Annotated in this window: 19 protein-coding genes and 1 tRNA gene; 2 read left to right on the forward strand and 18 right to left on the reverse strand. The window is 61.2% G+C overall.

What is annotated here, in order from left to right; all coding sequences use genetic code 11:
- Positions 1–21 precede the first annotated feature (21 nt).
- The 18 genes from yqeK to DW233_RS03810 all read right to left on the reverse strand — a co-directional run bounded on the left by yqeK (position 22) and on the right by DW233_RS03810 (position 19416).
- Positions 22–555: a bis(5'-nucleosyl)-tetraphosphatase (symmetrical) YqeK gene (gene yqeK / locus DW233_RS03725; RefSeq protein ID WP_199574574.1), complete on the reverse strand. Its 534-nt coding sequence runs from the start codon at positions 553–555 to the stop codon at positions 22–24.
- An 86-nt stretch (positions 556–641) separates the two neighbouring features.
- Positions 642–1319, reverse strand: coding sequence for a nicotinate-nucleotide adenylyltransferase (gene nadD / locus DW233_RS03730; protein WP_117637231.1), 678 nt, complete (start codon positions 1317–1319; stop codon positions 642–644).
- Between the two features lie 3 nt (positions 1320–1322).
- Positions 1323–2789, reverse strand: coding sequence for a GTPase ObgE (obgE, locus tag DW233_RS03735; RefSeq protein ID WP_187365006.1), 1467 nt, complete (start codon positions 2787–2789; stop codon positions 1323–1325).
- Positions 2790–2873: 84 nt separating this feature from the next.
- Positions 2874–3131 carry a 50S ribosomal protein L27 gene (rpmA, locus tag DW233_RS03740; protein ID WP_006236075.1) on the reverse strand — a complete coding sequence of 86 codons (258 nt, stop codon included), beginning with the start codon at positions 3129–3131 and terminating at the stop codon, positions 2874–2876.
- Positions 3132–3164: 33 nt separating this feature from the next.
- Positions 3165–3539 carry a 50S ribosomal protein L21 gene (gene rplU / locus DW233_RS03745; RefSeq protein ID WP_035138585.1) on the reverse strand — a complete coding sequence of 125 codons (375 nt, stop codon included), beginning with the start codon at positions 3537–3539 and terminating at the stop codon, positions 3165–3167.
- Positions 3540–3606: 67 nt separating this feature from the next.
- Positions 3607–4419, reverse strand: a complete 813-nt coding sequence (locus DW233_RS03750; RefSeq protein WP_117757141.1) for a TIGR03936 family radical SAM-associated protein — start codon at positions 4417–4419, stop codon at positions 3607–3609.
- Positions 4416–6293, reverse strand: coding sequence for a TIGR03960 family B12-binding radical SAM protein (locus tag DW233_RS03755; RefSeq protein ID WP_118266758.1), 1878 nt, complete (start codon positions 6291–6293; stop codon positions 4416–4418). The genes DW233_RS03750 and DW233_RS03755 overlap by 4 nt, the downstream gene beginning before the upstream one ends.
- Before the next feature lie 10 nt (positions 6294–6303).
- Complete coding sequence (locus tag DW233_RS03760; RefSeq protein WP_117637228.1) at positions 6304–7233, reverse strand: YcjF family protein; 930 nt, start codon at positions 7231–7233, stop codon at positions 6304–6306.
- An 18-nt stretch (positions 7234–7251) separates the two neighbouring features.
- On the reverse strand, positions 7252–8478 hold the full coding sequence (locus tag DW233_RS03765) for an FtsW/RodA/SpoVE family cell cycle protein (protein ID WP_118266759.1): 1227 nt from the start codon (positions 8476–8478) through the stop codon (positions 7252–7254).
- A 9-nt stretch (positions 8479–8487) separates the two neighbouring features.
- The gene (mrdA, locus tag DW233_RS03770) at positions 8488–10557 is read right to left on the reverse strand and encodes a penicillin-binding protein 2 (protein ID WP_118266761.1); all 2070 of its coding nucleotides are present in this window, start codon (positions 10555–10557) and stop codon (positions 8488–8490) included.
- A 13-nt stretch (positions 10558–10570) separates the two neighbouring features.
- Positions 10571–11137 (reverse strand): hypothetical protein, encoded by a 567-nt coding sequence (locus DW233_RS03775; protein ID WP_117736659.1) that lies wholly within the window; start codon positions 11135–11137, stop codon positions 10571–10573.
- An 11-nt stretch (positions 11138–11148) separates the two neighbouring features.
- Complete coding sequence (mreC, locus tag DW233_RS03780) at positions 11149–12090, reverse strand: rod shape-determining protein MreC (protein WP_117773548.1); 942 nt, start codon at positions 12088–12090, stop codon at positions 11149–11151.
- 78 nt (positions 12091–12168) lie between these two features.
- A complete protein-coding gene (locus DW233_RS03785) occupies positions 12169–13200 on the reverse strand; it encodes a rod shape-determining protein (protein WP_006236061.1) in 1032 nt (343 codons plus the stop codon).
- A gap of 127 nt (positions 13201–13327) precedes the next feature.
- Positions 13328–14632 (reverse strand): tetratricopeptide repeat protein, encoded by a 1305-nt coding sequence (locus DW233_RS03790; RefSeq protein ID WP_233502548.1) that lies wholly within the window; start codon positions 14630–14632, stop codon positions 13328–13330.
- 11 nt (positions 14633–14643) lie between these two features.
- Positions 14644–15186, reverse strand: a complete 543-nt coding sequence (locus DW233_RS03795; RefSeq protein ID WP_055249980.1) for a peptidylprolyl isomerase — start codon at positions 15184–15186, stop codon at positions 14644–14646.
- Between the two features lie 107 nt (positions 15187–15293).
- Positions 15294–16436, reverse strand: a complete 1143-nt coding sequence (locus DW233_RS03800; RefSeq protein ID WP_158551271.1) for a zinc ribbon domain-containing protein — start codon at positions 16434–16436, stop codon at positions 15294–15296.
- Positions 16437–16539: 103 nt separating this feature from the next.
- The gene (locus DW233_RS03805; RefSeq protein WP_118266763.1) at positions 16540–19263 is read right to left on the reverse strand and encodes an HAD-IC family P-type ATPase; all 2724 of its coding nucleotides are present in this window, start codon (positions 19261–19263) and stop codon (positions 16540–16542) included.
- Positions 19264–19339: 76 nt separating this feature from the next.
- Positions 19340–19416: transfer RNA gene (locus DW233_RS03810), tRNA-Arg, on the reverse strand.
- 204 nt (positions 19417–19620) lie between these two features.
- Here DW233_RS03810 and aroF point away from each other — a divergent pair.
- Both aroF and DW233_RS03820 read left to right on the forward strand, forming a co-directional pair.
- Entirely contained in the window at positions 19621–20646 is a 1026-nt protein-coding gene (aroF, locus tag DW233_RS03815; protein ID WP_117635288.1) for a 3-deoxy-7-phosphoheptulonate synthase, read from the forward strand.
- Between the two features lie 3 nt (positions 20647–20649).
- A complete protein-coding gene (locus DW233_RS03820) occupies positions 20650–21564 on the forward strand; it encodes a prephenate dehydrogenase/arogenate dehydrogenase family protein (protein WP_118266765.1) in 915 nt (304 codons plus the stop codon).
- The last annotated feature ends 5 nt before the right edge of the window (positions 21565–21569 follow it).

Here is a 21569-nt window from a genome sequence, read left to right on the forward strand (position 1 = left end):
CTCTTTCTAGACACACCCGAGCTAGCGCAGCTGGGCGTAATGGTTGTAAATCGTAATAGCCGTGGGATAAAGATAGCGCCCGGACTGGATCACATAGACCAGACCCTGCGCAAAACAGGAGAAGAACAACTCATCGAGCGAGAACTTCCCCACCATCTTGCGCAGCGCATGGGCATAGTCGCCGTGACGGTTGGGCTCGATGGCATCTGCCACAAAGACCACCATATCGAGCGGCGTCATGTCGCAGGCACCCACGGTGTGACGGTCGACAGCCTGGAAAACGGCCGGTGACAGCGCGGGAAAAAGCTGCGGAAGCTCATAGGCGGCAACAGGGCCATGCAAAAGCGGCGTCGCGGCGGAAGGAGAGCCGGCAACCTTGATGCCATAGTGAAGCGCGCGGGCCACGAGCTCGTCATCGGAAAGAACCTTGTCCCAGTCGTGAATTAAGCCGGCGGCAGCCGCATCAAAGCGGTCAACGCCGTAGACCTCGGCCAGATGAAGTGCGGTCTCGGCAACACCCAGCGAATGCACATAGCGCTTGTGCTTATCTTTCATGCGAACATCGAGCAGCTCTTGAATGCGCTTGAGCAGCGCGCGCTCATCGCCCTCAAACTGATCCTCTACCGACAACGTAGCCCCCATCACTCAAAATCTTCTTGGCCCAAATCGGCATATAGCCTGCGCTTGCGAATGTAGCCGAGCACGGACTCGCTCGTAAGATAGCGCACGCTCATGCCGCGGGCAACTCGCTTACGAATGTTCGTCGAGCTGATCGCCAGCGCCGGAATCTGAATATAGCGCACGTCGAACGGCAGCCCCGACTCTTTGATTCGGGCACGCGCCGTATCGATATCAAAGCCCGGTCGCGTCGCCGCAATAAAGGTAGCAAGCTCAGCGATTCGTTCGGCATCATGCCAGGTCACAATATCGATAATCGCATCGGCGCCCGTAATAAAGTAGAGCTTTACCTGCGGCGGGTAAAAATCGCGAAGGGCATGAAGCGTATCGGCCGTATAGGTTACACCCGGACGGTCAATCTCGAACCGGCTCGCCAAAAAGGCCGGGTTCGCGGCGGTGGCGAGGACCGTCATGGCATAACGGTCCTCAGCAGGCGTCACCGGTTTGTCGAGTTTAAAGGCAGGAGAGCCGGCCGGCATAAAGAGCACAGCGTCCAAGTCGAGCGACTCGCGCGCCTGCTCGGCAGTCACCAAGTGCCCGTAATGAATCGGGTCGAAGGTGCCGCCCATAATGCCAAGCCGAAACTCTTTGCCCTCTTTTATGGGCAGCTCGGGCAAACCGATTCCACCGCGCAGCGACATGGCTTACTCGCCCTCCGAGGTCTCGGCATCGTCCGCGGCATCCGCCGCATCGACAACCTCGACGCCCTCATCCGGAGCATCGGTCACGTCAAGGGCCTCAACGGCAACGTCCTCGCCAGCGTCCTCGAGCTCCTCGTACTCCGAGAAGTCCTCGGCGCCCTCAAAGTCAAAGGCGCGCTGGCAAATGCGGACCTCGTCGCCCGCACGGCAGCCGGCCTTCTCGAGCGCGTCGTCAACACCCATGCGCGCAAACTTGTGCTGCAGGTAGATGACGGCTTCCTCGTTTTCCCAGTCGGTCTGAATAACCATGCGCTCGATGGCGCGACCGACCACGCGGAAGGCACCGGGCTCTTCCTGAACAATGCGGAAACGCTTCTCGCGCTGCAGGCGACGGCGCTCCCACTCCTCGTCGCGAAGATCGACAGGCTCATCGGAGACCGCCAGCTCGGCGCGCAGCTTAGCCACCTGCTCGCCCACGGCAAGCATCAGCGTGTTGAGGCCGGCGCCCGTCACGGCGGACACGGCAAAGAACATATGTCCATCGTCGAGCGCGGCGCGCTTAAGGTCGGCAATCTTGTCGGCCGTGCCCGGCGCATCGCACTTGTTGGCGACGACGATCTGCGGACGCTCCGAAAGCTCGGCGCCATACTGCTCGAGCTCACGGTTGATGATGCGGTAATCCTCAACCGGGTCGCGATCCTCAAAACCGCCCGTCATGTCGACGACATGCATGATCAGCGCCGTACGCTCGATGTGGCGCAGGAACTGGTGGCCCAGGCCCTTGCCCTCGCTCGCGCCCTCGATCAAACCAGGAACGTCGGCAACGACGTAAGAATACTCACCGGCACGCACCATGCCGAGGTTCGGCACGAGCGTGGTAAACGGATAGTCGGCGATCTTGGGACGGGCGGCACTCATGCGCGCGATGAGCGAAGACTTACCCACCGAGGGAAAGCCCACGAGCGCAGCATCGGCCATAAGCTTCATCTCAAGCTCAATCCAATGCTCCTCGGCCGGTTCGCCCAGCTGAGCGAACGCGGGCGCGCGGCGCACCGACGTCACAAAGTGCGTGTTGCCCAGGCCACCGGCACCGCCGGGCGCCACGACAACGCGCTCGCCATCATGCACCAGATCGGCAATCTCGAACATCGGGGTCTGCGTCTCGGGGTCGAGCTCGCGCACCACGGTACCCATGGGAACCTTAAGAATAAGGTCCTCGCCGCTCTTACCGTTACGACGGGCACCCTGCCCGTGCGTGCCGCGTTCGGCGCGGAAGTGATGCTTAAAGCGGTAATCGATCAACGAAGACAGCTGAGCATCGGCCTGGATGACGACATTGCCGCCACGACCGCCGTCGCCGCCATCGGGGCCGCCCTTGGGGACAAATGCCTCGCGCCTAAACGACATGCATCCGGCTCCGCCGTCGCCGCCGCACACGTTAATGCGGCTGATATCGGTGAACTGTGACAACAGAATCGCCTCCTACAAAAAGAGGGAGACCCTTGAATCCTAAAACTCAAGTGCCTCCCACATATGTGCTCTATGAAGGGTGAATTACGCGTTCGCGAGCGGGCGTACGCTGACCCTGTGCTTGATACCCTTGTGGAACTCAACGGTACCGTCGACCAGCGCGAACAGCGTGTCGTCCTTGCCACGGCCAACGTTCTCACCCGGGTGGATGTGAGTGCCGTGCTGACGGACGAGAATCGTGCCCGTGGTTACCGTCTGGCCGGCATAGCGCTTCGTGCCAAGGCGCTGACCGCGGGAGTCACGGCCATTACGGGAGGAACCGAGTCCTTTTTTGTGTGCCATTGTGTATACCTACTCTTTCGTTACGAGTGTAATCTACTCGGCGACGGGAGCCTCGGCAACAGCCTCGGCCTCTGCCTTGACAGCCTTCTTGGCGCGGGACGTAGCCTGGACCTTCACGATCTTCAGCTTGGTGAGCTGCTGACGGTGACCCTTCAGACGACGATAGCGCTTGCGCTTGTGGAACTTGAAGACCAGCTGCTTCTCGCCCTTGAACTGCTCAACGATCTGAGCGGTAACCTTGGCCTTGGCCAGCTTGTCGGGATCGGTGACGATCTTCTTACCATCGTTGAGGAAGATGACCGGCAGGGTGACCTTGTCGCCCTCATTGCCCTCGATCTTCTCGACGGTGATGACATCGTCGGTGGCGACCTTGTACTGCTTGCCGCCCGTGTTAACGATTGCGTACATGTTTACTTGCCCTTCATGCATCAGTTAGTGCAACAGTCGAATATAGTAGCAGGCGAAAATACCCCCGTCAACGAGTATGTGGAGCAAATCCACAAGTTCGCACAGGTATGGGGCTGACGAGTCGGCCCTCGTCGTCCTCGCATGCTTGATTCTGACGCTCGACATCGTAGGAGCAGATGGTCACGAGGTCTTGCATACCGGTGGAAACAATAGGTGCATCCACGCCCGGGGTCAAGCCCTGCAACAAAACATCAGCAGCAGAAAGCAAAATTTCCGGACGCATGGAGCCCTCGTTGTCGGCATGGGTGTCGAGCATGAGCACCAAATGGTCCGGGCGCTCCCCCGCCGTGAGCTCATAGCCCACGAGCGTGTGATCCAAATCCAAGCGCTTGCTCTTTTTGCCGCGCGCGTAGTCGATGCCATGGTCCGCGCGCAGCGTGTCGATCGCACGACGCACCTCGTCGGCGCTTACGGGCGCCTCGGGATCCAAGTGCAGGTCGATGCGATACGACAGACGCGTGAGTTGCGCCGTCAACGCCGGCGTGCGCACGTCGATATACGCCGCCTCGATGGGCGCCAGATCGGCCGGAGACGCCGCAGCCAGGCGCCCAAACGCCTCGTCGAGCGCCACGAACTCGGTCATAAACAGGTCATACCACTCGCAGATCGACGACGTACCCACCGGTAGCGCCGAAGAGAAGCCCACTCGCATGTGCGGAGAGAAGCCCTGCGTGACGGCATAGGGAAGTCCCGCACGGCGCACGATGCGCTCAATGGTATGGATTACTTCGAGATGGCCCAGGTACTTAAGGCGATCGCGCTTGCCATAGCGAACACGAAGTCTAAAGAGCGTGGGGTTGTCGGTCAGGCGCTCACTCATGCGCGATCACCCATCAATACATTCTTGGCGTGGAGCGTGGGGCAGATTCCGCAGCCGGTGCACGACGTGCGAGTGCAGTCGGGAGTCGTGACACCCTCGAGCGAGCGACGGTACTCGCGCTCGAGGAAGCCGCGCGTGCAGCCGGGGCTCACATGCTCCCACGGCAGACGCCAGTCCAACTCGTAGGGCAGGTGCACAAGCTCATTGAGGTCGATGCCGTTTTTGGCAGCAGCCTCCTTCCAGTTATCGAGCGAGAAATGCTCTACCCAGGCGTCAAAGCGAGACCCCGAGCGCCAAGCATCGATGATGACGGGCGTCATGTCACGACCGGCGCGGGAGAGCGCGGCCTCGATGAGCGAGGTCTCGGCATCGTGGTAATGCACGCGGACGGCACGGTTGCGAACGCTCGTGATAAGCAGCTTCTGGCGACGCTTGACGTCGTCGTAGTCGAGCTGCGGGCACCACTGGAACGGCGTGGCAGCCTTGGGGATAAACACCGAAACCGAGATGGACACCGAGATCGAGCCGCGACGAGCCTTGGGCACCACAGAACGACCGAGCTCCAGCACGTGATCGGCCAGATTGGCGATGGCCACGATGTCCTCGTCGCGCTCGCCGGGAAGGCCCATCATAAAGTAGAGCTTCATGCGGTTCCAGCCGGCCTCGAAGGCCGCCTTGGCCGCACGGTCCAGGTCCTCCTCGGTCACGTTCTTGTTAATGATGTCGCGCATGCGCTGGCTGCCGGCCTCGGGTGCGAACGTCAGGCCGCCCTTCTTTTCGCCGGCGACCGACTCGGCCATATCCACGCCAAACGAATCCAGGCGCTGCGATGGAATAGACACGCGAATACCCGTATCCTCCAGGCGACGGTTGAGCCTGCCGAGCACGTCGCGAATGCAGGAGTGGTCGGTCGTGGAGAGCGAGGTCAGCGACACCTCGTCATAGCCGGTCTTTTCCAGACCCTGAATCACCGACGAGACGATCTGGTCGGCCGAGCGCTCGCGCACCGGGCGATACGTCATGCCGGCCTGGCAAAAACGACAGCCGCGGGCGCAGCCACGCAGGATCTCGATAGACAGGCGGTCGTGAACCAGCTGCGCATAGGGTACACACGACTGCGACAGCGGATTCGTGGCGCCGAAATCCTCGACGACGCGCTTGTAGACCACGGCCGGAGCGTCCTTGCCCTCACGCGGCACGGTGTAGCCATGCGGCGAGCAGGGCTCGTCGTGACGAACCTCATAGAGCGACGGCACGTAGTTGCCGGCAATGGATGCAAGCTGCTCAACAATCTGCGCGCGCGGGACTCCTTCGTCACGCAGGCGGCGATGCAGCTGGCAGGTCTCGAGCAGCGATTCCTCGCCCTCGCCGATGAGGATGGCATCGAAGAAGGCCGCGTACGGCTCGGGGTTGTACACCGAGGGGCCGCCGGCGATGATGATGGGGTCGTCTTCACCTCGGTCGGCCGCTAACAGCGGAATGCCAGCGAGGTCGAGCGCCTCGAGGAAGTTCGTCACCGCCATCTCGTGCGGCACATGCAGGCCGACGATATCAAACGAAGCGACCGGCGCTGCACCCTCGAGCGAGAGCAGCGGAATGCCTGCCTCGCGCATAGCGTCACCCATATCGGGCCACGGCACATAGCCACGCTCGCAGGAGATGCCCTCGGCCTGGTTAAGGATGTTGTAGAGGATGGCGATACCCTGGTTGGGCAGACCAACCTCGTACACATCCGGGTAGATCAGGCAGCAACGGTAGTCGGCATCGGCCTTGGAAAGCGTGCCCCACTCGTGATCGATATAGCGACTCGGCTTTTCGACCTTGGCGAGCAGCGGCTCAATTAAATGAAAGCAGTCTTGATACGGAACGCGCAACGGAAAACCCCTAAGCAGCGAGATCTGATGCGTCCTGATAGGACGCCATAGGACGGGTAGCGCCCGCGACCGTGGTCACCAGATCGCGAACGCGGGAGAACGTGGCAGTAACCACCTCGTTGGCACGGCTGTAGTCGACATCGCGTTCGTAGAGCGAAACGAGCGCACGACCCATGCCATAGGTGCCCGCGGCAGCAGTGAGCGCCTTGACGGCAAACCCAATATGCGGCGTCTGCTTGACGAGCGCGCGGGTGACCGCGCGGATCACAAGACCGCCGACAAGCACGCCCGCGACCTCGTAGCCGCGCTCAGGCTTAATGCCGCGTCCAAAGACGGCAGCGAGCTCAAAGAGCATGCCCACCTGCGCCAGCGCCATAACGGGATAATCGGCGCCCGGCAAAAACACCAGCGCACCGGTCGCCATATTAGTGAGCGCGCACGAGGTGATGATACGATTGGCCGCCGCGATGCGCATGAAGGCAAAGTTCGCCGCAAAAGCCGTTTCCTTTTCGGTGCGATCGAGAATCCAGCGGGCAAGCGTCTCGAGCAGATACGTCTTATCGGTTGCCGCCACCACGCCGAGCATGGGCGTGGACTCCTCGATAAACGGCACCTCCACAGCAGACTCGGCAAGCACGCACACGGGCGCGCCGGCGATCACGAGCTCCTGCACGGCACTCTCCAAGCGGTCGGAACCGCACGAGAGCACCAGTACCACATCGGTATCGGTCTTTGGAGCAATTCGCTCCTCCCCCAGACGCTCGACGCGCACAATGCCCGAGGTCGTCTGCGGCACAAAGGCGTCACGCACCGTCTCGGCCAGAAAGCGCGAGGCGGACGAATCCAAATAGACCGAGACGCGCACCGGCGTATCGGAATCCTTCTTAACGGACGCGCCCATCTTAAAAGCGCGGGTCAGCTTATCTACGGGAATTTTCATAGCAAACCCCTCCAGCGGTTACGCGGCGCCCGAACGATGCCGCCATATGGATTGTACGATACCCACCGTCAGCAGCTGAATCATCATCGAAGACGAACCGAAGCTAATAAACGGTAGCGGAATACCGGTAATCGGCATCATGCCAATGCACATGCCGATGTTTTCGAAGGTCTGGAACGCCCACATGCCAACGATGCCCACACACGATAGGCGCAAGAACAGCGACTCACACTTAAAGGCGACGCGAATCGTCGAAAAGATCAGCAGCACGTAGAGGCATAGGAGCAAAAAGGAACCGCAAAAGCCAAAGGTCTCGGACAGGAAGGCGAAGACGAAGTCAGTGTGGAACTCGGGCAGAAAGCCGCCGGCCGACTGCGTCGCATGGCCCAAACCCTTACCAAAGAAGCCACCCGAGCCAACGGCGATAAGCGACTGCTGCAGGTTGTAGGCATCGTCCGAATCGGCATTATCGGGGTCGATAAAGACCGTCAGGCGGTTCATCTGATACTGCTTGATGAGCACATCGTGGCCGAGCAACGAATCAAAGACCGAATCGAGCGCCAGGACGAGGGCTACCAGGCCCACGAGCAGGGCCAGGGTCGACAGCATCCATTCGCGGCGCGCACCGCTCATGCAGATGACGATGGCGCCCGAGACCAGCACGACCAGGCCCGAGCCCAGGTCGCCCATGGCGACGACGGCCAAAAACGGGATGGACAGCATGCCGCAGAGCTTGACGTAGTCGCGAACGGTATCGATGCGGCCGTTATACTGCGAGCCAAGCGTGGCAATAAAGAAGATGGTGATGAGCTTGGCAAGCTCGACCGGCTGGAATGTCAAGCCGATACCGGGAATCTTGATCCAGCCCGTCATGCCCAGACCGCCCGTATAGGACAGACCCGGAATCTTGGGCGAGAAGATCACGATCAGGTCGATGACGAGCAACGCTGTCGAGAAATTGGAAATACCGCGCAGGTCGGTACGCCAGACCAGCACCGCCAGCAACGCCCCGATACCAATTCCCAGCAGATGGCGTGAGAACGAAGCATCGGCCTTAAACTGCGAAGCCGACCAGATAATGATGGCACCGTAGGCGACGAGCGCCACTGTGGCCACGAGCACACCGATATGCACCTTTTGGCGAAACGTGCCGCGCGAGGCCGAAAGTTGCTTGTTGACACGGTCCAGGCTGCTGCGAGAGCCGGTCTTGGTTGAACGGAACAGATCCGCCGGAGAAAAATCCATCGCAACCTCCTATCGAACCGAAGAATCGCCCGAGGCCGAAGAGGTATCGGGCTCGTCATAAATCACGCCGAGCACATCGCGCACGACATGCATCGCGGTATCTGAGCCACCGCCGCCCTGCTCCAGGACAGTAGCGATGACATACTTGGGATCATCGGCCGGCGCATAGGCGCAAAACCACGCGTATTCGTCCTCGCCGCTTTTCTCGCCCGTGCCCGACTTGCCGTACACCTGCGGCGTCAGGGTGCCAAAGTGAGCCGCCAAGGACGTCGATGCCGTGTAAATCACGTCGTGCATGCCGTTGCGAACAAGAGCCAAATCCGAATCGCTGTTGATCTTGGCCTTCAGGCGCTTCTTCTTGCCCTTGCCGTTGTACTTATAGGCATCGCCGTCGCCATCGCGCGACACGGCAGACAAAAACACGTGAGGCACGTACTGTTTGCCGCCGTTGGCAAGGCCCATGTAGGCGCATGCCATCTGCAGAGGCGTCACCAAAATGTCGCCCTGGCCGATGGCGATGTTGGTCATATCGCCGGCATTCCACTTGCGGTCTTCGGCAGAGGCGTCGGTAAAGTACGACTCTTTCCACTCGGCATCGGGAATACGGCCCGCGCCCTCACTCGGCAGATCGATACCGCAGGTCTTGCCTAGGCCCCAGCGACGAAAGACCTCCTGCAGCCCCTCGGAATGTTGCTCGTCATAAAAGAACGCCTTGCCCATGTCGTAGAAGACGGGGTCGCACGAGTTGGCGATACCCGACTGCAGCGTCATGGTGCCGTGGCCAGACGTCAACCAGCAGCGCTTGCCCCAAGCCTTGCCCAAGCCCGTCCAATAGCCCGTGCAGTTGGTTGTCTGTGTTGAAGTGTAGGTTCCAAACTCAAGACCGGCCAGTGCCGAGAGCGGCTTGATGGTCGAGGCCGACATGTACTGTCCGCTAATGGCGCGGTTGAGCAGCGGGTGCGAACCCTTGTCATCATTGAGCTCGGTCCACACGTCATTTGAGACGCCGCCGATAAAGACGGAAGGATCGAACTTGGGCTCGCTCGCCATGCCCAGGATCTCGCCATTGTTGGGATCGAGACACACCACAGCGCCGTTGCCGGCATTGCTGTAGCCAGTGGTCTTGGCAAGCTCGATGGCGCTCGCCAGCGCCGTCTCACAGGCCTGTTGGATCTTAAGGTCGAGCGTGAGCTTAATGTCGGAGCCGGCCTTGGCGGGCACGGCGCCGGCCTGACCGGTCACATTGCCCGAGGCATCGACCTTGACGGTCTGCTCGCCACGAATACCCTGCAGCAGGTTTTCGTAGTAGCTCTCAACACCCGCCTGGCCCACGATATCGCCCGACTGGTACGTAATCCGGCCAGCAGAAGCATCATCATCGCCAGAGGTTTTCTTATTCTGGGCCTCGAGCTGCTCGGAGGTAATGGTGCCGGTATAGCCCAAGATATGGCATGCCGTCTCGCCATATGGATACTGGCGCTCGGTACGCTCGGCAATCTTGACGCCCGGGAACTCGCCGGCGTGCTCCTGAATATAGGCAACCGTGGAGCGACGGACGTCCGTCGCGATGGTATGCAGGCTCTGAGCACCCTCGGAATTGTCCTGAATATTGCGCAGAACCGCCACGTAGGGCATACCGAGCACGTTGGCAAGATGGCGAACCAGAACCTCATCCTCGGCAAGGTCGCGGTAGGCCACGACAGCAAGTGAGGGACGGTTCTGGACAAGTGCCACGCCATTGCGGTCGAGGATGCGGCCGCGCACAGCGGGTGTGGTAACGGTGCGCGTCTGATTGCTATTAGCCTGCTTTTCGTAATAGTCCGACGAGACCATCTGCATGCCCCACAGCTTGACGGCAAGCGCCGCGAACATCGCGCCCACACCCGTGGTGAGGATGGAGAAGCGGCCCTTAAAGGCGGTCGCCGCGGTATTGCCCTCGCCCTCGGTGGCGCGCGGGGCCGTTCCATGCTGCGTATCGTAGGTAAAACGAGAATCGCCGCGACGCATGATGACCAGCGCGACCACGATGGCCACTACCAGCACGATACCGGCGATAATAACCGTCATCTGGGAAGACATCTACAGGCCTCCCCTATTTGAGCTTACGGGTCTTGGGCTTAAAGCGCATGCCCGTCTGGCGTCCGCCACGTGCGGAGAATCCATAACCGGACTGCGGCACGACGCCGGACATCAAAAACGGAATGGCAACCAGACCCGTCAGGATCGAAGACGGCAGCGCATGGCCGAAGAGCGCCACGACAAAGCTCGTCTCCAAACCCATAAACAGCAAGATGATGCTGTAGATCACATTAATGACAAGCGCGAAGGCACCCACAGTGATGCCGCGCGCGCTCGGGGTACCGCCCGTCTGACCGGCGGCGCTATGCACCAGGGCAAAAGAACCCACGGTCAGCAGGAGCGACATAACGCCCACCGGCACGGCAGCGGAAAGGTCATAGAACAAGCCGCTGCAAAAACCGCACACGACGGCACGGGTCGGGTCGCCCGAGAACACGCTTAGGCACACCAGGATAATCATAAAGTTGACGCGACCGCCCGCAATGGAGATCTGCGGTGCCAGGCCTGCCTGCAGCAGCACGCACACGATGGCGGCGATTACAAACGTGCGGGAGCTCATCCCCTGCTCGTGTAGATCCATGGACATGCCCCCTATTCGCTCGAGCCGGAATCGGTCGTCTCGGACGTGTCGGAACCGTCATCCGAGCTCTCGTCCTTCGTCTTGGTCGCAGCATCGCGCGACGTTCCCTGCGGCGTGCTATTAGCGGTGCTCACGTCCTCATCCGAGGCCGACTGTTCGTCGGTCAGCGAGGTGATGACCAGCACTTCCTCGTTGTTCTCGGCCGTCGTCTGGGCGCGTACCACAATGGTGTAGTACACGTCGTTTGCCGATTTCTCAACCGACGAGACGGTGCCGAGCGGAAGGCCCTTGGGGAACACACCGCCAATGCCCGAGGTCACGATGATGTCGCCAACCTTAACGTCGGAGTCGACGCTCACGTACTCAAGACGCAGCGTGCCGTCAGCCTGACCCTGCAGCATGCCCTGGGCGCGCGTGTCCTGCACCATAGCGGACACGCCCGAGTTCTCATCGCCGATCAGACGCACGGTGGACGTCTTGGCCGAGACTTCGATGATCTGTCCGATAACACCAGCCGAACTCGTCACAGGCATGTTGATGGTAAGCCCGTCGGCAGAACCTTTATCGATGGTAACGGTCGAGGTCCAGGCATCGCCCGAAGCGCCGACGATACGAGCTGCAGTGGACTTGAGGTTGTAGGTCGACTGCAGACCGACCAGACCCTCCAGTCGCTCGGCGGTCTTTTGAGCCTCGGAGAGCTCGGCAACCTTGGAGGTCAGCTCCTCATTTTGCTTCTTAAGCTCGTCAAGCGTGTCCTGTGACGCCGTAAGGTTAGAGAACACGTTACCGATCGCATTGAAGGGAGCCGCCACAGTCGAGCCCAGAAAACGCACCGGCGAGGTAATCGTCGTCACGCCCGAACGAACGGCATGAATCGGCCCCGTCTCGCCCTCACGAATATAAAACGTGAGCAGCAACACCGAAATCAGGCTGAAAACAATCAACGGGCGCATACCCGTTGATTGTCGCTTGGTATTCAGATTTGTGGAGAAACCCGAAGATCGTGCCAAATGGAATCCACCTTTTGGAAATTAAGCATTGGTCTGGACGAAGCCGCCATCAAACGCATTGGCCTCGAGCACGCGGGCACAGCCGTTAACAACGTTATCGAGCGCCGTGGGGCTGACGTTGACCGAAACGCCGGTCTCATCGCGCAGGCGCACGTCGAGACCGCGCAGCAGCGCGCCGCCACCGGTCAGCAAAATGCCGTAGTACATAAGGTCCGAGGCAAGATCGGGAGGCGTAGCGTCGAGTGCGTCCTTGACGGCCTTGGCCATCTCGTCGAGCGGCTTGTTGAGCGCGCGACGAATCTCCTCGCTCTCGATGCGCACGGTCTTGGGCAGACCGGTAATCACGTCGCGGCCGTTGACCTCGACGTCGAGCTCGTCCTTAAGCGGCACGGCGGAGCCGACCTTGATCTTGATGTCCTCTGCCGTACGCTCGCCGATGGCCAGGTTGTAGGCATCACGAACGTGCGTGAGGATGGCCTGATCGAACTCGTCGCCGGCAATACGGATGGACTGCGAGACGACGATGCCGCCCATAGCGATAACGGCAACCTCGGTGGTACCGCCGCCGATGTCGATGACCATGGAGCCGGTGGGTTCCTCGACGGGCAGGTCGGCGCCGATAGCGGCTGCCATAGGCTCTTCGATCAGATAGGCCTGGCGGGCACCGGCCTGGATCGTGGCCTCAAAGACAGCGCGCTTCTCGACCGACGTGACACCGGAGGGAACGCAGACGACGACACGCGGACGCGGAGTCCACGGATAGCGCTTCTCGGACGCCTTGTCGATAAAGTAGCGAAGCATGGCCTCGGTAACATCGAAGTCGGCGATGACGCCGTCCTTCAGGGGACGAACGGCCACGATGTTGCCGGGCGTACGGCCGAGCATGCGCTTTGCCTCGATACCGACCGCCAGGATGCGCTCGTCGTTCTTGTCGATGGCGACAACAGAGGGCTCGCGAATGACGATGCCCTTACCGCGCACGGAGACAAGCGTATTTGCGGTGCCGAGGTCGATGGCAAGATCGCCCGCATAGCTACCGAAGAACATATCCATCAAAGAAAACAACGCAACTCCTGATGTGTTGGATGATTGCTGGAAAACTACTAGCTCATCATACTAGCGCAAGCCCGGCACCTCACTTGCGGTGAAGCGCCGGGCAAAGCTAAATCCCATAAGGTCACTACTGGTTGTCAGCAGCCGAGAAATCCATATCGAGCGAAGAAACGGCCCAGCCGATATGGTTGTCGGAGCGCACGAATTTGACGGTGTACTCCTGCTCGCCGCCCTTGGACAGCGATGCCTTCACCTTGGCGGTCGTCTCGGTCATGGACTGATCCATGCCCTCGACGGACACGGTGGCACCCTGCGGAATCGAGGAGATGATCATCGACTTAGCGTCCTCGGACAGGCTCGAGGCCAGGCAAGACTCGGCCTTTGCGGCGTCACCGTCGCCGGCAGCCTGGAACAGATCGGTAACGACAGACTCCTGAGACGGGAAGCCAAAGCCGCGCGTGTAGGCAAAGCCCAGACCGCCCGCGGCGATCAAAATAAGCAGAAGCAGCACGATGAAGACTTTGAGACCCGTATGGCGATGGCGACGACGGACCTTGGCCTGCTTACGATCCTGACGGTCCTGCTGGACCATCTCAGACTCGGACAGCGTAAAGAAGCCGGTGTCCGAGGGATCAGGCATAAACTGACCGGTCGCGCCCGTAGGATCGAGCGGATCGACGGCAGGAGCGTCCATCGCGGGCGCCGGAGCCGTGGCCATAGCCGTCTGGGCAGACAGCGCGGCAAGCGAATCCTGCACGCGGGCAAGCTCATCGGCCTGCTCGGAGGTGAGCTGGTAGATGCCATCGGCAGTAGCGGCATTAAAGGCGTCGAGTGCGTCGGAGGGACGGCCGGCGGCAGAAAGCGCCTGACCCATGCCGGCGTTGAGCGCACGCGTGTCGTCGCGGGGGCCGGCAAAGTCGATAGCCGTGCGGTAAGTCTCCACGGCATCCGCCGGACGGCCGAGCTTAATGAAGCAACGACCGAGCTCGCCGAGTGCGGCGGCAGGAGCCGGATTGGCGCCGTCGATGGCAGCCTGACGGAAGGCGGTTCCCGCGTTGGCATAGTCGCCCGACTGGAACAGCGCATTGCCCAGGCCCAGATAGGCCTTGAACGGCGTGGCATAGGAAGCATCCTGCGTAGCGGCAGAGAAAGCCTGAGCGGCCGTCGTGTAGTCGCCCACGGCGGCGAGCGCCTTGCCGCGGTTGGTGAGCAGCGCGCCGCGCTTGCCGTAGGTACCGTCGTTGAGGGCGGCGGCATAGGCCTCGGCGGCCTCGGCATACATGCCCAGGTGCATCAAGGCGTTGCCACGAAGGTGATCGGCCTCGCCCATAATCTCATCGGGAGTCTTTGCCGCCCCAAGCATCTGGGCTGCAGCAGAAAAATCACCCGCGCGGTAAGCGGCGCGGCCCTGTTGGATCAGCTGGCTATTCAAGGAAGTCCCCTTTACTCGTGAACGATCTCGACATGGACGATCTCGTCGCCGGCACGCAGCTGCGAAATCACATCGAGACCCTCGACCGTGGTACCAAAGACGGTGTAACCGGAATCGAGGTTATGCTGGGCACCCAGGCAGAAGTAGAACTGCGAACCCGCGGAATCGGGGTCCATGGAGCGTGCCATGGCAAGGGCGCCATCGACATGGCTGTTGCGCGGATTGGTGGCAAACTCGCCCTTGATGCAGTAGCCGGGGCCACCGGTACCGGGCATACCGTCGGGGCCCTCAAGACCGGCAGCGACGTCGGCGCCGGACATGTCGCGGGTATTGGGGTCGCCGCCCTGGATAACAAAACCGGGCACATAGCGATGGAACTTAAGGCCATCATAGAAGCCCATCGTGGAAAGCTCGCAGAAGTTCGCGACATGAATGGGAGCGCCCTCGCCGTCAAACTTGACCTTGATGGTACCCTTCGACGTCTCGATTACGGCGCACTCGTCGCCGACAAGCTGATACTCGGGTGTGTAGAGCTCTTTCTTAAAACCAAACATGTGGTTCCTTCCTCGTGCGTTTAAAGCATATTTGTACGAATTGTAGCAATAAGCACGGGTTTACATCAATTGCGCACGTAGGTTATGCCGACTATGGCGAACTATTTTTAGGAACGCTGCTGCGGCTTCCAGGAACCCACATTGGCGTCGTACTGGTTCAGCGCGCTGTTGCCACCCTGCGCGATGGGCGCCAGGATCTCGCTTTGGTGGGAACTCATCGACTCGCCATCGGGAATGGCCAGCGAGATATCCCAGCTCTGGCAGATCACGTCAACGCGCTCATACATCCACTCAGCAAGCTGCTTTAAGTGGGCGATGTCATCCGCATAGACCGTATCGTCCTGTACTTTCAGGTTGTTGAGCTCATCTTGCGTCTTTTTGATCTGGTCGCGCAGGGCGTAGGCACTCTGCGACAGCTCCTGACGGGTGGACAGCGGCGTTCGGAGATAACCGTTGTTAAAGGAATCGATGACCTCGCCGATCTGGTCCTCGTCAGCGTAGGACACGATGGTCTGATACAGACCGTCGAGCCTGGTATAGAGCTGATCATCGGTGAGCACGGTTTCTTCCTGAACCACCTCGGCAGAATCGCCCTGCTTGGTATCGTCCTCAGTCGCCTCGCCCTTTTGACGCGTGGGGAAGGTGGTTTGTGCAGCTTGGCCAAACTGGTCGTAGAAGCCAGGCATAACACCCATGGGATCGGTCGTCACGAACCAATAGGCACCACCGCACACGACGGCAAGGACCGCGATGATAATGAGCGGCTTGGGAATATGACGCTTATGCTTGTGATAGGCGTCCTCGTCGGGGTGCACCTTGCGCTTGGGTTTTTGAGCATCGTCATGCAGGGAAACGGGCGTGGGAATATCGACCTTGGGGATACCGAAATCCTTATCGAAAGCTGGCAGCACGCAGGTCTCATTGGGGTCGGCGGCGTCCGAAAGCACCGCAGCGGCAGAGGCCGGCGCATGCGGCACCTCGGTATCGATCTGCTCTTGCGTTAGGCGCGGAAAGCCCGCCGTGCGGCCCGCTGCCAGGTCGGATGCTGCCGCGTCCTCGGAGAGGATACCCGGAGCGGGGCGTCCGCATTTGGGGCACGTACGATCATGCGGAGAAAGACGGGCACCGCAGCCCTCACAGAACACGAACTCGGTGTGCTCCGGACCATCGCCCGGACCCACATAGGCGTTGCAGTAGGGGCAGAACGAGGCGCCGTCCTCGATGGTCTTAAGGCAATGCGGACAGATCACGGCATCCTCTTTTCGAAGCAATTCAAACAATCGAGGTTAGAGCATAACATCGCCACGGCCCCACAGGAGCAAGGCACCAATTCAACATCGCCAGGGCGCGTAGTTACTTCTTCTTTTTGCTTGGCATCGAGACCTTAATGCCCTGGGCCGATTTGGTCACGCGGGAGCGCTTGGCACCGGCGCTCTTCTTTTTCTTGGGTTGGGTCTGCGCCACGCCCTCGAGTGCACGGGCCTCGGCCTCGCGAACGGTGCGAGCTTCGCGGCGCTGCGCCATGTCGGCGGCGACGCGCATGGCAAAACGCTCCGCCGTCGAACCCGTCGAGCTCACCTTACCGCCACCGCGACCCAGGCGGACGCGCACACCGCGGCCAAAACCAGTTGCGGCATGACGACGACGCGGCTTGAGCGAATCCATCATCGTGGCGAGCTTAAAGAACACCGAGCAGGTGATGACCACGATGACAGCCAAGATAACCATCTGGCCCATCGACAGGTTGGCAATAGACAGCAGCTTCGGGAATCCGATAACGCCCGTCAGGATGCCGGCAACTACAAACACAAAGAGCGCCACACGTAAGGGCGTGAGGGGCTGCGAGATACGCCAGATCAGGCTGACACTCGCCGCGCACGACGTAAGTAGGCACATCGTAGACAGCGTGAGCTGGTTAAAGCCGAACACGCGCGCCACAAAGATATCGAGCGCCGCGGCCAAAATGACCGCAAGCGACGCCGGCAGTGCCCGCTTGAGCACGTTCGTCAGGAACGACCCCTTCACGCGAGCATTGTTGGGCTCCAGGCCCAACACAAAGCCCGGCGCGCCAATGCAGAAGAAGTTGATGAGCGTCATCTGAATCGGCTCGAAAGGGTACGGCGGCAGTGCGATGCACAGCGCCGCCAGGCCCATCGAGAACAGCGTCTTAGTCAGGAACAGCGAAGCCGAACGCTGCAGGTTGTTGATGGAGCGACGGCCCTCGGCCACCACGGCGGGCATCGAGGCAAAGTCGTTGTCGACGAGCACGATCTCGGCCACGTTACGCGCGGCATCGGAGCCGGCCGCCATGGCCACGGAGCAGTCGGCCTCCTTGAGCGCCAGCACGTCGTTGACGCCGTCGCCTGTCATGGCCACGGTGTGCTCGCGGCGCTTGAGCGCCTGCACGAGCTCGCGCTTCTGCTGCGGGGTCACACGACCAAAGACATGGTAGCGGTCCACTGCGGCATCGAGCTTGGCCGGCGTATCGAGCGTCGTGGCGTCCACATAAGCGTCCGCCCCCGGCACGCCCACCACGCGCGCGATCGACGACACCGTACGCGGGTCGTCGCCACTGATCACGTTGAGAGTCACGCCCTGCTCGTTAAAGTAGCCGATGGTCTCGGCCGCCGAGGTACGGATCTCGTCGCGTATGGTCACAAAGCCCACGGGCTCGGCCTCGCCCACCATATCGCCATCGGGCGTAAAGCCGTCAACGCGCGCCACCACGAGCACGCGGCAGGTATCGGCAAGCTCGGCGACACGGTTCTCGACCTGGGCAAACGCACGATCAGAGAGCACAAACTGCGCCGCACCCATCACATATGAGCCCTGTGCAAACGACGCGCCGCTCCACTTTTTGGAAGACGAGAACGGAATGACCGACAGCGGCTCGGACACCTCGACCGGACGGTCGGCGTAATAGTTGAGCAGCGCCTGACAGGTCTCGTTGGCATCGGCCGAGGTCGCACGTGCGACGTTAGCCAGCGCAAAATCGAGCACCGTGGTATCGACGGGAACGGCGGCTTCGCCCTCCCCCGCGCCCATGCCAAAGCCCTCGATCGGCAGCGGATACGTGCCCTCGACCTCCATGCGACCCGACGTGATGGTGCCTGTCTTGTCCAGGCACAGCACGTCGACGCGCGCGAGCGTCTCGATGCAGTAGAGCTGCTGCGCCAGCACCTTGCGGCGGGCCAGGCGCACCGTGGCGATGGCGAGCACCGACGAGGTCAGCAGCACCAGGCCTTGCGGGATCATGCCCAGCAGGGCGCCCACCGTGGACAGCAGCGCCGACGAGGGCACGCGGCCGGCCAGCAGCTCGGAGAAGCACCACGAAAGCGCGCTATCGCCCGGGGTTCCCGCGGCATCCCACAGCTCGCTCACACTCGAGGAAAACAACGCCAAACCGAGCGGGATCATGATGATGCTCGCAAACCGCACGATGGCGTTAAGCGCGTTCATGATCTCAGAATTGACCTTTTTGACGTACTTGGCCTCGTTATTAATTTTGGCTACGTAGTTGTCGGCGCCGACATGGATCACGCGGGCGCGCAGCAGGCCCGAGTCGATAAAGCTGCCGCTCATGAGCTCAGAACCAGGCTGTTTCTTAATAAGATCGCTCTCGCCCGTCAGCAGGCTCTCATTCACGAGCGCCTCGCCCGAAACCACCACGGCGTCAGCGGGGATCTGGTCGCCGCGCCCCAAGCGGATGATGTCATCGAGCACGATCTGGTCCAGGTCGAGCTCCACCTCGGCGCCGTCGCGCACCGCGATGGCCTTCTTGGAGGTCAGCAGCGTGAGTTTATCGACCATCTTCTTAGAGCGCATGGACTGGATGACACCGATGGCGGTATTGAGAAACACCACGAACAAAAACGTCAGGTTCTTAAACGACCCGGTCACAATGACCAGGAGCGCCAAGATCACGTTGATCAAATTGAACAGCGTGCAGAGGTTCTCGATGATGAGCTCTTTGACCGACTTGGTCTTGAGCTCCATGTTGCGGTTGATCTTACCGGCGGCGATGCGCTCCTCGACCTCGGCGGTCGAGAGTCCGCGCTCGATATCCGTTGCTGCCATACCACGTCCCATCACGTCGCGTCGGTATAAGAAAAACCGCCCGGACCATGCGAGGTTCGGACGGTCTCACGTTCGATGGTGCCCCATGTTGGATTCGAACCAACGGCCTTCTGCTCCGGAGGCAGACGCTCTAATCCCCTGAGCTAATAGGGCCAACGTTTGGCATTATACCCAAGTGCACCACGGGTTATCAAAATAAAAGAAAAAGCTTTGCAATTCCGGGGAAGACGCGGCGCAACGGCTCACTTTAGAAGGCAAAAGCGAATCAGATAGTATAAACTCTCATGCACCATATATACACGGCTCGCGATGCGGGCCGTTTTTGCAAGGGTTATCCATCGAGGTGAGAGGCACACCATGATTGCAATTTTAAAAGAGAGCGCCAGCGACGAGGCCGTCAGCCATATCGTCAGCTGGATTGAGAAAAAGGGCCTGAAGACCGACGTCTCGCGCGGCGAGAACGAGACGATCATCGGCCTGGTGGGCGATACGACCAAGATCGACCCATTCCTGCTCGAGTCCATGGACGTCGTCGAGCGCGTGCAGCGCGTCTCCGAGCCGTTCAAGCGCGCCAACCGCAAGTTCCACCCCGAGGACTCCGTCATCGACTGCGGCCACGGCGTCAAGATCGGCGGCGACCAGTTCCAGGTCATCGCCGGCCCGTGCTCCGTCGAGGGCGAGAACCTCATCCGCATCGCCCGCCGCGTGAAGGCAGCCGGCGCCACGATGCTGCGCGGCGGCGCCTACAAGCCCCGCACTTCCCCGTACGCCTACCAGGGCATGGGCCCCGCCGGTCTGGACCTGCTGTGCGAGGCATCCGCCGAGCTCGACATGCCGATCGTCACCGAGATCATGGACCCGCGCGACGTGCAGGTCTTCCTCGACAAGAAGATTGACGTCATGCAGATTGGCGCTCGCAACGCCCAGAATTTCCCCCTGCTCAAGGAGGTCGGCAAGACGCAGACCCCGGTTCTGCTCAAGCGCGGCATGTCCGGCACCGTCGACGAGCTGCTCATGGCTGCCGAGTACATCATGAGCGAGGGCAACGACAACGTCATCCTGTGTGAGCGCGGTATCCGCACCTTCGAGACCCGCACCCGCAACACCTTCGACCTCAACGCCGTGCCGGTGCTCCACCACCTGTCGCACCTGCCCGTCGTTGCCGACCCCAGCCACGCCACCGGCTACACCCGCTACGTTGAGCCTATGGCGCTCGCGGCGACCGCCTGCGGCGCCAACGGTCTGGAGATCGAGGTCCACGACGACCCGAGCCATGCTTGGTCCGACGGCGCTCAGGCCCTCACCCCCGACCAGTTCGACGACACCATGCGCCGCATCCGCGCCATCCGCGAGGTCGTCTGCCAAGAGACCGTTCAGGAGTAGCCCATGGGCACGGTGAGAAACGCACGCGTTAACCAGGGTGGCCCCAAGTGCGCCGGCATCGTGGGCCTGGGCCTCATCGGCGGCAGTTTTGCCCGCGGCTATGCGCAGGCGGGCGTCCGTGTGCTGGCCTGGGACCCCGATGACGACGTCATGACGGCCGCCAGCATGGGCACCGTTGCCGGCGAGCTCAACGACGAGACGCTCGGCGAGTGCGACATCATCGTCCTGGCATGCTACCCCGAGGCCTGCATCGAGTGGCTCGAGGCGCACGCCCAGGCACTCGCTGACGCCACCGACACAGAGGCCATCATGGGCCCCGTGGTGATCGACACCGTAGGCGTCAAGGGTATCGTGTGTGAGCGGGCCTTTGAGCTCGCACGAGAGCACGGCTTTTACTTTGTGGGCGCGCACCCCATGGCGGGCACCCAGTTCTCGGGCTACGCGCACTCCCGCGCCGACCTGTTCCAGGGCGCACCGCTCGTGCTCGTTCCGCCCGCGGTAGACGATGCCCTTAAGCTGGAGCTCTTGGGCCAGGTGCGCGAGATGGTGCGCCCCTTGGGGTTTGGCAAGTTCAGCGTGACCACCGCCGCCGAGCACGACCGCGTGATCGCCTTTACAAGCCAGCTCGCACACGTGGTGTCCAACGCCTACGTAAAGAGCCCCACCGCCCAGGTCCACCACGGCTTTTCGGCCGGTAGCTACCGCGACCTCACCCGCGTGGCCCACCTCAACCCGAAGATGTGGTCCGAGCTCATGATCGACGACGCTGACGCGCTCGCCTTCGAGATCGACCATCTGATCGATTCGCTCGGCGCCTACAGCCGTGCGCTCAAGGACCGCGACCAGCGCTATCTGGAAAATCTCCTTGCCGAGGGCGATCGCATCAAGCGCGCACTCGACGACGAGAGCGCCCACTAGACCAC

The sequence above is a fragment of the Collinsella sp. AM20-15AC genome (assembly GCF_003471405.1).
Taxonomy (GTDB): Bacteria; Actinomycetota; Coriobacteriia; order Coriobacteriales; family Coriobacteriaceae; genus Collinsella.